The 11,881-nt window shown below is 57.3% G+C and carries 12 protein-coding genes; 8 read left to right on the forward strand and 4 right to left on the reverse strand.

The features are described from left to right. Positions 1–119 precede the first annotated feature (119 nt). Positions 120–1,604 carry a glycoside hydrolase family 13 protein gene (locus tag SH809_13765; GenBank protein ID MDZ4700771.1) on the forward strand — a complete coding sequence of 495 codons (1,485 nt, stop codon included), beginning with the start codon at positions 120–122 and terminating at the stop codon, positions 1,602–1,604. 87 nt (positions 1,605–1,691) lie between these two features. On the opposite strand, the gene SH809_13770 is transcribed toward SH809_13765, so the two are convergent. After that, the gene (locus SH809_13770) at positions 1,692–2,849 is read right to left on the reverse strand and encodes a fatty acid desaturase (protein MDZ4700772.1); all 1,158 of its coding nucleotides are present in this window, start codon (positions 2,847–2,849) and stop codon (positions 1,692–1,694) included. Between the two features lie 583 nt (positions 2,850–3,432). Here SH809_13770 and SH809_13775 point away from each other — a divergent pair. From SH809_13775 to SH809_13805, 7 genes are all read left to right on the forward strand, one after another. Then, on the forward strand, positions 3,433–4,347 hold the full coding sequence (locus tag SH809_13775; protein ID MDZ4700773.1) for a peptidylprolyl isomerase: 915 nt from the start codon (positions 3,433–3,435) through the stop codon (positions 4,345–4,347). Positions 4,348–4,417: 70 nt separating this feature from the next. Then, positions 4,418–5,077 carry a response regulator transcription factor gene (locus tag SH809_13780; GenBank protein MDZ4700774.1) on the forward strand — a complete coding sequence of 220 codons (660 nt, stop codon included), beginning with the start codon at positions 4,418–4,420 and terminating at the stop codon, positions 5,075–5,077. Between the two features lie 336 nt (positions 5,078–5,413). Further along, positions 5,414–6,151: a hypothetical protein gene (locus tag SH809_13785; GenBank protein ID MDZ4700775.1), complete on the forward strand. Its 738-nt coding sequence runs from the start codon at positions 5,414–5,416 to the stop codon at positions 6,149–6,151. A 327-nt stretch (positions 6,152–6,478) separates the two neighbouring features. Continuing rightward, positions 6,479–6,916, forward strand: coding sequence for a hypothetical protein (locus SH809_13790; GenBank protein MDZ4700776.1), 438 nt, complete (start codon positions 6,479–6,481; stop codon positions 6,914–6,916). Positions 6,917–6,928: 12 nt separating this feature from the next. Then, complete coding sequence (locus tag SH809_13795; GenBank protein MDZ4700777.1) at positions 6,929–8,047, forward strand: clostripain-related cysteine peptidase; 1,119 nt, start codon at positions 6,929–6,931, stop codon at positions 8,045–8,047. 409 nt (positions 8,048–8,456) lie between these two features. Further along, positions 8,457–8,648, forward strand: coding sequence for a Thivi_2564 family membrane protein (locus SH809_13800; protein ID MDZ4700778.1), 192 nt, complete (start codon positions 8,457–8,459; stop codon positions 8,646–8,648). Between the two features lie 236 nt (positions 8,649–8,884). Next, the gene (locus tag SH809_13805) at positions 8,885–9,631 is read left to right on the forward strand and encodes an SGNH/GDSL hydrolase family protein (GenBank protein ID MDZ4700779.1); all 747 of its coding nucleotides are present in this window, start codon (positions 8,885–8,887) and stop codon (positions 9,629–9,631) included. A gap of 7 nt (positions 9,632–9,638) precedes the next feature. On the opposite strand, the gene SH809_13810 is transcribed toward SH809_13805, so the two are convergent. From SH809_13810 to SH809_13820, 3 genes are all read right to left on the reverse strand, one after another. Then, on the reverse strand, positions 9,639–10,415 hold the full coding sequence (locus SH809_13810) for an SGNH/GDSL hydrolase family protein (GenBank protein ID MDZ4700780.1): 777 nt from the start codon (positions 10,413–10,415) through the stop codon (positions 9,639–9,641). 83 nt (positions 10,416–10,498) lie between these two features. Then, positions 10,499–11,428, reverse strand: coding sequence for a thioredoxin domain-containing protein (locus tag SH809_13815; GenBank protein MDZ4700781.1), 930 nt, complete (start codon positions 11,426–11,428; stop codon positions 10,499–10,501). A 118-nt stretch (positions 11,429–11,546) separates the two neighbouring features. Next, a partial coding sequence (locus SH809_13820) for a hypothetical protein (protein ID MDZ4700782.1) occupies positions 11,547–11,881 on the reverse strand: 335 nt, incomplete at its 5' end.

Genomic DNA, 11,881 nt, shown 5'->3' on the forward strand with positions numbered 1-11,881 from the left:
GAGGAGGGGCTTCGAGGGGGGCGGATGAGGGCAGGTCTCACTCGGAAAACGCGTTGCCGCCGGCCGCTTCGATGTCAAGGAGCGTGCCTCTAGTCACACAAGTACATCATCACCAGACCATGCGTAAGCCCGAGACACCGGACTGGGTGAAGAACGCGGTGTTTTACCAGATCTTCCCCGACCGATTTGCGCGCAGTAAACGCCTAAAACATCCTGCTAGCCTTCGTTTCAAGCCCTGGGGGAGTCCTCCGGCCGAACAGGGATACCAGGGGGGAGACCTCCTCGGTGTCGTCGATCGGCTCGATCACCTGCAACAAGTCGGCGTGACGGCGCTGTATCTGAATCCCATATTCTCGTCCGCTTCGAACCACCGATACCACACGTTTGATTATTACCAGGTCGATCCTCTCCTCGGGGGGAACGATGCTCTCCGTGAGTTGATCGATGTAGCGCATGCAAAAGGCATGCGGGTGATACTGGATGGGGTATTCAACCATGCCAGCCGGGGATTCTGGCCTTTCCATCATATCCTGGAAAATGGGCCGTCATCACCGTATATCGATTGGTTCGTCGTCAAGAACTGGCCGCTGAATCCGTACCCCCGCGCGGTCGGCGAGCCGCTGAACTATGAGGCCTGGTGGAATCTGCCGGCGTTGCCGTGTCTGAACACCCGTAACCTCGACGTCCAGGAGTACATCTTCTCCGTGGCCACCCACTGGCTGGAATTTGGCATCGACGGCTGGCGGCTCGATGTGCCGGCCGAAATCGACGACGATGTCTTCTGGCAGACGTTCCGCAAGCGCGTCCGCGCGGTCAATCCCGAAGCCTATATCTGCGGTGAGATCTGGGAGGATGCCCGGCGCTGGCTGAAGGGCGACCAGTTTGACGCCGTGATGAATTACATCTTCACGTGGGCCGTGCTGAGTTTCTGTGGAGCGGAGACGCTGCGGCCTGATTACAATCGCAATCACCTCTCGCTGGAGCCTCGCGATGCGCCGGCGTTTGCCGAGGCCATCGAGGCGATGCATGGGTTGTATGACTGGGAAATCAACCAGGCCCAGCTGAACCTCATCGGTAGCCACGACATGGCGCGGCCGCTGTGGATCGTGGGGGACGACCCCTCCGCGATCCGCTTGAGCGCGTTCCTCCAGATGACGATGCCCGGCGCGCCCTGTATCTACTACGGAGACGAAATTGGCCTCTCCGCAGGCGACGACCCGGACTGCCGCGGGGCATTCCCCTGGGACGAGCGTAAGCGCTGGAATCGCGACATCCTGGAGGCGTACACCCGGCTCTGCGCTCTCAGACATCAGTGGCCTGTGCTCCGCACCGGCACGTTTGAGCAGGTGCTGGCCAGCGGGCGCGTCTACGGCTTCCGGCGCAGGCTCGATGGCGTGGAAGCACTCGTTTTCATCAACACGGGGCGCGAACGTGTGGTCGCCGAGTTACCACTCGATAATCGGGCGCCCGTTCAGTATAGATGCGTCTGGCCGGCCGACGTCGCGGATATCGACGTGACCCAGCCGCGAGGTGAGCTTTCGGTGGTGCTGCCCGAGAGGGAGGGCGTCGTACTCATCACCTCCACTGATCGGAGTCGGGCCTGAAGCCGCCACGACGGGTATGAGTTTCAGAAAACAAGAAAGCCCGAGAGCGATACGCTCCCGGGCTTTCTTACTGCTTATCATGCCGAGTTACATCGCAGGAACGGGCTGCAGCTTCATGATGTCCCGACATAGCCGGCGCCACATCTTCAAGTCGCGGCTGATCTCCATCCGTAACTCACGGAAGTGTCGTTTGACCTCGTCAAACTCGGTCCGGTGCTCTTTTTTGTTCAGCGAGCGGAAGCGATCGGTCACCGCTTTTGCCGAAGCGATCGAGGCGAGAAGCTGTTCGTGGAGCTTGAGCACTTTCTCCTTCATGTCCGTCACGTCGATGTGCGCGATACGGTTCAGATGATCGATCAGCAACTCCCGATCCGCCTGGACCAGTCGTTTTTCGATCATCAAGGGGTCGGTGCGCTTGAGGTCCCAGGCCAGTCCGACTTTGCTGAGGGCCCAGATGAGGTACTTGGGCGGATCGAACTGGTACCACTTGACACCGTTGCGGTAGTCGCCGGCGAACGTGTGGTGGTAGTTGTGGTAGCCCTCGCCGTACGTGAGCACGGCCAGGATAAAGTTGTTTACCGCGGAGTGTTCGGTGGAATAGGGCTTCGAGCCCCACATGTGGCAGAGCGAATTAATGAACCACGTGGAGTGATGGACAAAAAAGACACGCGCCAGGAAGCCGATGACAAAAGCGCCAAACCAGTCGCCCGTCACAAACCCGATGATGCCGACGGCGATCACATTGGCGAGCGTCAACCACAAGCCGTAATACCGCTCCTGAATCTGGAGTACCTTATTATCCTTGAGGTCGCTGATGTAGCGCTCTTCGATCGGGTCTCCTTCCTTCAACATCCACAGCAGGTGCGAGTGCCAGAAGCCCTTGCTCGCGTTGTAAGGATCCCCATCTTTGTCCACGTGGCGATGGTGGAGCCGGTGATCGAAGGACCAACGAAAGACACTGCTCTGCGCGGCGAGGGTGCCAAAAAACAAGAGCACCATTTCCACCGCGCGCTTGGTGCGATAAGTACGGTGGGCGTACAGGCGGTGGTAGCCAGCTGTGATGCTGATCAGCGAGGCGGCGGAGAAGAAAAATGTCCACCCGAAGAGCGACCAGGACGGCGTCGTGGTCATCAGGTAGATCGGCAACAGGATAACGAGTAATACGTGGTAACTGATGATAAAAATACTCGCCACCCAATCGATCTGATGGGCGGAACGGTGTGTTTGGGGTTGATTAGACTGCATTCGCTCTTCTACAGGGATCGTGAAAAGGGATGTTGATCAGCAGGGAGAGGGTGCAGATTACCCGAACTCCGGCCGTGGGGTGGCGCAGCGGCACACGCGTAATATGCTACCCGTGGAGGGGGAGGGGTATGAGGACCCGGCTCGACGGAAGAGAGCAACACCGTAGTGATCGCGCGCGAAACGTGGGCAAGTATACTTCCATTGCCAAACATTGACAACGGCTTCTGCATCATTTCTTCCGCAACGTGGCCCTTATACCTGAGGTTTCTCTTTTTGATCTGACGCGCCGGCGCCGTGTGTGTAGGTCTTTTTGCGCACAGACGAAACAGCCGGCCGTCTGAAACGTTGGCGAGCATCGCGCGAATAGGCACTTTTTTGTAGACAATCGCTTCTTTAGATGAAAAATCTCACGTTTACGTTATCGCTCCTGCTCATCATATTGGTTGGCGCCTGCCAGCCAGGTCAACCGCAACCAGGCGACGGCGACGTCGGGGAAGAGCAATTCTTCACAGTCGATGGCGATTTTGCGGGCGCGCATATTCTCGTCTCGTACGCAGGGGCCATGCGTGCAGATTCTACCGTAATGCGCTCCAAGGAGCAGGCTCGCCAGAAAGCCGACAGCCTGATTGCTCTGATCAAGGCGGATTCCACCCGATTCGATGACCTCGCGCGTGCGGAATCCGATGGCCCCTCCGGTCCAACCGCCGGCGATCTGGGCGTGTGGCAACGCGGGCAGATGGTAGAGGAGTTCGATGCCGCGATTGAAACGCTTACGATCGGCGCGGTTACGGTAGCGCCGGTAGAGACAGCCTTTGGCTATCACGTGATTCGCCGCAACTCACTCGAGAAGCCATTCTACGGCGCCGACGCCTTCTTCATCGGCTTCGCCGGCCCGCAGTCTCCGCCCACTGTCACGCGGAACACCGAACAGGCACGCGTCCTGGTCGATTCCCTCAAGCCGCTAGTCACCCCCGAGACGTTCGAGGCCATGGGCCTTGAATACAACGACTTCGGCGACGAGCCGTATTTCTTCATTGGCGGCTTCAAGGAGGACGACAACGTCCCTCCCCAGTTACTCGAGGCGTTGAAAGGGGTCGCCATTGAAGGCGTCGCCGGCCCGGTGGAGTTCCCGTCCGGCTTTGCCTTCGTCCGCCGCACCCGCCTCGAGCGACGTTCTGGCGCCCACATTCTGGTGCCCTACGCGGGCGCCGAACAGGCCGGCCCGGAGGTAACCCGCACGAAAGAGGAGGCGTTAGCCCATGCGCAGGCCCTCATCGCTGAATTAAAGCAGGACCCTACCCAGTTTGCCACCTTCGCCGCCGAGAACCCGGATATGACGTCCGGCCAGGGCGGCGATCTCGGCCTCTGGTTCAAGGGTAGTATGGTGCCGGCGTTCGAAGAAGCCATCAGCACCCTGGAAATCGACGGAGTCTCTGAAACGCCCGTGGAAACGGACTTCGGTTTCCACATCATTCAGCGCAAGGCCGCGATCCGGTAATCCCAGCGGTGCCACACGGTTAAACTATGGGGGAATTCCGGAATTCCCACCAGCAGCAGCCAAGTCTCGTATGGCAAAGATTCAGATTCTCCTCATCGAGGACAACCGCCTCTTGCGCGAGGGAATCACTGCCATTCTTAACGATCAAGGCGAGTTCGAGGTCACGGCGCGCTCGGGGGATATAGATGCTGAGCGCCAACTCGTTGGCATCGACTCCCCTCCTCATGTCGTTCTCCTGGATCTGGGCCTTGAGAAGATTCATAGCCTATCGCTGATGGCGTTCCTCCGGCAAGAATACCCGACGGCCAGGATCATCGCGATGGATATCCTGCCCGATCATGTCGACATCGTCGAATTTGTAAAGGCTGGGGGCAGTGGTTTTATCCTGAAGGATGCCCCATTGAGCGACTATATCGCGACGATAAAAGCCGTCGCCGGGGGCGAGCAAATATTACCACCAGTACTGACCAATTCTCTTTTTACTCAGATTATTGAGTATGCCTTTAATAAAGGAGAGGCGATCCCCGCCAACGTCACTCAGTTGACGTCCCGTGAGCGAGAGGTGGTTGAGCTTATCTCGGAAGGATTCAATAACAAGGATATCGCCGAAAGGCTGTACATCTCAACGTTCACAGTCAAAAGCCATGTCCACAATATCCTCGAAAAACTGACACTCAATTCCCGACTTGAGATCGCCGCGTTCGTCCGAAGGGAAGACCCATCACCATGAGCGCCTCCGCGCTCGGCCCGCAACTTCCCCGGCATCTGCTCCCGCCCTTCTCGTCCTGAAGTACTAGTTCTCATTCCATCCTTTCTGATGGTTGGTTTCTACCGGCTATCGCTTAGGTTGATTAAGTCGTACGTGGCCGGGATATCGAGTGGCGCTGTGTGTGGTCGCCACATCCGGCGTGTTGCGCACCCGAGGATTGGGTTGGCCAGGCAGGAATGCGAGTCAGGAGCAGCCGTCTGACGTGAGGCTGGCTCGGTCTGCATTTCCCACGTGCTTGGTAGTGTACCACCTTGGGTAACCTGGCGGCGTCTATTAACCCTTGTGAGGACTCGGATCATGAAGTTGAGCACTCACTACTATGTCCTCTCGTTGAGCGAACATACAAGCCGGCTTTTCGAAGGCTTTCGCGACACACTGATCGACATTCGCGCCAACGGCTTCCCATTCACGATTCCAACGTTCAAAAAGCCGTCTGCCCCAACTTCGTCCGCTTCTGATCTCCTCAGGGATTTTTTCCGCAGGTCAGACGAGCGCTTCTCGGGGTTTTTCTATCAGGACCCTTTATGGGTGGTCCTGGTGGGAGAGGAGCACTTCTTGAAAACATTCCAGAAGTTGACGACTCATGCGGACGCGTTGATTGGTACTCTGTCCGGCGATTACTCGACCGTCACCACACGCGATTTGGGCCTCATTGTCTGGCCGATCATCAAGAAAGCCCTGGCCGGCACCACCGACCGCGCCATGTTCGATCTTGAAATAGCAACGGCGTCGAAGCGCATCGCGATCGGGATTGCGGCCGTCGGTCAGACCCTTGAAATAGAGGGTGTTTATTTACTTTTTGTTGAAGAGGATTATCAGGCCAAGAGTGCGACGAGCCTGGGATCCAAGGTTGGACACTCCTGGAAAAATTCGAACAATGAATCGATCGATGATTCCGTAGGTATCTTGGTCGAGCGTGTGCTTTCAGGAGGAGGAAATGTGGTATTTCTCGATAGCGACTCGATGATCAAGTATCAACGAATCGCATTGATTTCTCCGGAGTTTGCGGCCGTCGGGCCACCGGTTGTTGATTGATGCTCCTGGCCCGATTATTTGCTTTCCGTAACGTTTCAATTAACCATCACAAATAGAGGTCAATTATGCCCCTTTTAAACGTTGTTATCGCACTTATTGTGGTCGGCGTACTGTTGTGGTTGGTGAATCAGTATATCCCCATGGATCGAAAAATAAAGTCGATTCTGAATGCGGTTGTGGTGATTGCCGTCGTGATATGGTTGCTCAGTGTATTCGGTTTATTTGATTCCATGTCAACCGTCCAAATCGGCAATTGACCCTCGCTAAGGACGGATAGTCTTTAAAAGTGAGTTTCACCAGGTAAATTCTGTTTAAAAAGGAAAAACCATGCTTAAATATTGCATACTAGCTGTTGTGCTGTCGCTATTCGCCCTTGGCCAGACAAGCCACGCTCAGGACATGGACGGCATTCAAAAGTATCTCAATGATATGGCGGTCAGTGTGAAGGCCGCTGACGATCCGGCAGAAAAGCGAGCCATCCTGGATCGCTCGTTTGATGCCATGGCTCGAGCGCTCGATAAGGTCGAGCAGTCGCCCATGATATCGAGCGACGATCGGGCTGGTATCAACCTTTACCGCGCCAGCCTCCAGGAGAATCGCGACGAACTCGCCGGAGTAAACGGCTTTGATCGCGTGCCGGATGTGAGGCTCGATGCCTTCGCCGACTATTCGGTGCAAAGCCTTGAACAGGCCGCGGAAAAGACGATAACGATCAGCCTGGTCGCAGCACTGCTGATCGTAATCATATTGATCTTGATCGTGTAGCCTCGATTTTTGATGGCCATTCAAGTTCAAAACAGCCAGAGCGCCACGCAGGCATACTCGATGCCCTCCAGATGCATCTACTGCGTGGCGCCTTTGCTGTTTTTATTACTTTCCTGTAGTACGGTTCGGCTGCCGTCAGACGTCACGACGTCAGGTGACACCATCACCACACCTGTAAGGTATTCGATCGTCTTCGTCATCCACGGGGATGGGAAATATCGCTATCACGATACCGTGGGTGGATCACATCAGGCAGACGAGATGGCGCTCGATTCGGCACACGAAATCGCGGCGCAGAACCCACAGGCGGAGGCGTTCATCTTTCATGAGCGACGCCGGCCGGGATTTCTTCGACGCCTGATCACGCGGCGTGATGGCGCGTTTTATTACTACCGTCAAGGTAAACTCCTCGCTGCCGAATCGTACCGGCGCTACCGCAAATCCGAACGATTTGACGCAGCCGTAAACCTCTACAATCAGTTCCGGGCGCCATCAGAGTTGGATCAAACACGACTTTTTTTCTACTTCGGTCACGAAATACCTGAGTTCGGTGGCGCAGGCTACGATGCGTCGCATCCACGGGAGACGTTTACGGTCGATGACCTCGCCGGCGGAGTCGAACAGTGGTCCCGCGGGGCCGGCCGATTTGATATTCTCGTTCTCGCTACCTGTTATGGAGGCACACCCCATACCATCGCGGGCCTCTCGCCTTATGCCCGGTATATTGTCGCGTCACCTGAAAACCTTCACCTCTCCTACTTCGACCTCCAACCGTTCAAGCAACTCCACCTCCACCTGACGCGTGACAGCGCCCATGCCTTTGCCGAGCAATTTGCGCGACACGCCTTCCTCCGCCTGACAACAGAAGTACAGACGGCGGTGACCGTAGCCCTCTATGACGTGGATCGGGTGGCATCCTATGTGACTGCGGTCGACAGCATGTACCAGCGCGTAATTTCGCATAGAGAAGAGCCGGCTCCCTTGCTTCGTCTGCCCATCGATTGCGCCGAGGAGCCTTTGTTCACACGGCCCGACATGCACGAGGGAGTCACTCTCTTTTACCGCCCCCCACAATTCGGTCGCGCGCGAAGCAAGAGGGACCATTCAGGTTGGGAATGCCCTGCGCTCTAATGCTCCTGGGAATTGGTTATGGCATAGCATTGTATTCCAGGATAGAAGGCCTTAATTTGGCCAAAGACAGGGTAGGTTTGACGAACAATGCCGGTGTTTTGGGGAATGGGGAGGCCCATGCTGCACTAACCCTATTGTTCCGAAAGGTGAATCTGGGCCCCATGGGTATCCCCCCTGGAAGCACGTAAAGCGTACATCGTCCACTGACCTCGTTGATTTCTTGCTCAAGCGAATTCGTGCAGGAGTAGGTTGCGTGGTTTTCTTCGCTAGCGGCGAAATTAGTTTCAACGCGTCGCATTGATTTCTCGGCCGTGTATTCCCACCGCGTAACCGAGTGTCGATTCACACGGCTCGCTGGAAGGAATTGATTTATTTTACGATGTAAAAAACCAACATAGAGAGGTCAATTATGCCCCTTTTAAACGTTGTTATCGTACTCATCGTGGTCGGCGTACTGTTGTGGTTGGTGAATCAGTATATCCCTATGGATCGAAAAATAAAGTCGATCCTGAATGCGGTGGTGGTGATTGCCGTCGTGATCTGGTTGCTGAGTGTGTTCGGTTTGATCGATTCCTTATCAAGCATCCGACTCGGAAATTAACCTCTCACGAAGAGGTTCAGGCTTACGTGTTGAACGTGCAGGGATTTTGTACTTGGGCGCCGGGTTATCCCGACGTATGTTGCGGTGTCCAGGATTCGGCGCTTTTATCACGTTGGTAAGGGCGCCATTCCACCCTATGGCCCGAACACCGCGCAGGCTGTGGCCCTGTATTGCCTGTGGCTGACGTCCTCCCGAGGAGCGCCGCCGGGTGGTAAGCGGGCATCAAAAACATCGGAATGAAACACGTAGGATTCGGGTTGAGCAGGAAGTCCAGACCCATACGTAACGTGGTGTTGTGTGCGGGTGTGGTGGTCTTTTTAACCCTCTCGCCGGCTAAGGCACAGGACGACCCTGACCCGGGCCGGTTTACCGAGGAGATCCTGGGCTTCGAGGCCTGGGATCTGAAAAATGCGATACCTGCACAACCTATTCTCTTTGCCGGCAGCTCCAGCATCCGAATGTGGCAGACAGGGGTCTATTTCCCAGACCTGCCGGTTGTCAACCGGGGTTTCGGCGGCTCGCACATCTCAGACGTCAACTTCTACCTGGAGCGCACGGTGTTGAAATATGCGCCACGCGCCATCGTCTTTTATGCCGGCGATAATGACATCTCCGGCGGCAAAACCCCCGAGCGAGTACTTGAAGACTACAAGGCGTTTGTCGCCAGGGTGCACGCTCGTTTGCCGGCGGTCGACATCTTTTTTATTCCCATCAAACCGAGTCTGGCGCGTTGGACCCTCTGGCCGCAGATGCTCCGGGCCAATGCGATGATCGCCGAGTACTCTGGCGGCGAGCCTCGCCTCCACTACATCGATGTCGCCACCCCTATGCTGGGGGTGGACGGGATGCCTCGGCCGGAGTTTTTCCTGGAAGATGGGCTCCACCTGAACCGGGACGGCTACGACCTGTGGACGCAGATCGCTCGGCCGCACATGCTCCACATATTGAAGCAACGGTCGGTCGGGCGTGGGCCAGGCCGCTGATGCCGGCTTACTTGCTGGCTTTCCGGAACGCCTTCAGCCAGGCTTCGGCCATGAGGGCATTGCCGGCGGGCGCCGGGTGAACGCCGTCGGGGCACCAGTAGGAAGCGGGGGCTTGCTTGAGCGCCGCGTCGAAGAGGGTTTGATAGGGTACCCACTGGGCCTTGTAGTCGACGGCTACCCGCTTCGCTGCAGCGCGGTACGTATCAAATTCTGGCTGCCAGCTTTCGTTGATGGCGGTTCCGCCGGCGACGGCGAAGGGTTCACACAGGATGAGCCGCACATCCGGAAGCGCCGCACGCGTTCGATCCAGAAGCGCGCGGTAATCGCGCTCGTACACTTCCACCGTCCCGTCGTAGTTGCCGTTCAGCTTGTGCCAGAAGTCGTTCACGCCGATCAACATGCTCAGGACGTGCGGGGCCAGCGTGATACAGTCCGCATCCCATCGTTCGGCGAGCTGATACACCTTGTTGCCGCTGATGCCGCGATTAAAACACTGCCAGTCCATCTTCGGTTGCCGGGCGCGCAGTTGCGCCGCCGCAAGCATCGCGTAGCCGCTTCCCAGACTGCGGCCGGAGTTGGCCTCCTGGTTCTCCTTGTTGCGGCCGGCGTCCGTGATGCTATCTCCCTGAAAAACAACCACGCTGCCGGCGGGCAAACCGGTCGTTGACAGATCGGCTTCGTCGTTGAGTTCGGACGAGATGAGATCGGGCATATACAGGCCAGCGCCGACCGTAAACGCGCTTGCTTTGAGAAACTGGCGGCGATTCGATCCGAAAGAGGGCATAACGGCAGCAGGTGAAGGAGATGGAGGTCCAATGAGGATCGGACCAAGATAGCCGGCTCATGCCCGGCGATCAAGGGGAAGCGTCACTCGCCGGTATCCGCCAGGGCGCGTTCAATGAGATCGATAAACTGGGCGCTTTCGCGGGCTCCATTGATCGGATAGCCGTTCACGAAGAATCCCGGGGTGGATTCAATGCCGAACTGGCCCCCAACGTTCATGGAGCGTTCGATAACCACGCTGGCGCGCTGGTAGCCTTCCGACTGCGCATCGTCGGCGCAGGAATCCCACGCCGCCAGATCGATCCCGCTTTCGCCCAGCCTGCCGCGGCTTTGGGCCAGGATGTTCTCTTTCGTGATGGCGCGCTGGTTGCTGAAATAGCTGTCGTGGAGGGACCAGAACGCATCGATCGATTGATCCGCCGCGCAGATCGAGGCGATGGACGCGGCCCTCGCCCAGGGATGGATGCTATCCAGCGGGAACTGGACGTACACGAGACGCACCTGATCGGGGTATTTCGTCAGCACCTGGCGTAGTGTGTCGGCCGCGGCGGCGCAGTAGGGGCACTGGAAATCGGAAAACTCCACGATGGTCACCGGGGCATCCGCCGGCCCTTTCGACGGCATGCCTGCCGTCGCTTCCAGCAAGGCTTCGTGCGTTTTTTGTGCCTCGGCGGCGGCTTCGAGCTCCCGGGCCTTCCCCATGTCGTCCAACTCGGTCTGCGAAAGGCCGGCGTTAAAAGGACCACCCGCCAGCAAATACAGCGTTGCGTCCTGGGGATCCGTCAGGAAGCGCTGAACCTGTTGCCCGTTGATCACAAATGCGCCTTCTTCCATTCCGACCACGGCGGAGGGCTCGATCGGCCCGATCGTCACCTGGTACTCGGACAGTTGGGGGAAGAGGAAGTGCAGATTCGCGTGCAAACGCGCCTTGCGCGTCTCCGAATTGTCGGCCGATTGCGCCCGCGCAGGCAGGACAAACAGGGCGGAGAGAAGAAGAACGAATAGGAATTTCATGGGACGTTCAGATGTCGGTGACGCCGGCCCGAATGCATGGCCGGAAACGCCTGTTCCAACACTTGAACGCCCTGAAGGATCGCGACGGATGAAAAAAAGCGAGGGTTACGGCCTCCTGCTACTCGATCTTGACCCCGTAGTGCCGCGAGAACGGCTGCCTTACACCGTCTTCCATGTTGGCTTCGCCGTACGCATTCGCCTTGTCTCCCGTGACCAGCCGCAGCCAGAATTCCCCCCGCGCCGCATCGTAGTACCAGCGGTGGGCCGTATCGGACTGATCGATGGTCACCACCTGATCCACCGACGTGGCTTCAACGATCGTATCACGCTTCGAATTCGGGTACAGCCGGGGCGCGGCCGGCACATCGGTGAACTTCAGCACGATGTATTCGCCCCGAAATCCCTCGCGGGTGGCGTATTTGCCCTGCAGGGCCCCCTTGACTTCATAGACGC

The organism is Rhodothermales bacterium, from assembly GCA_034439735.1.
GTDB lineage: Bacteria > Bacteroidota > Rhodothermia > Rhodothermales > JAHQVL01 > JAWKNW01.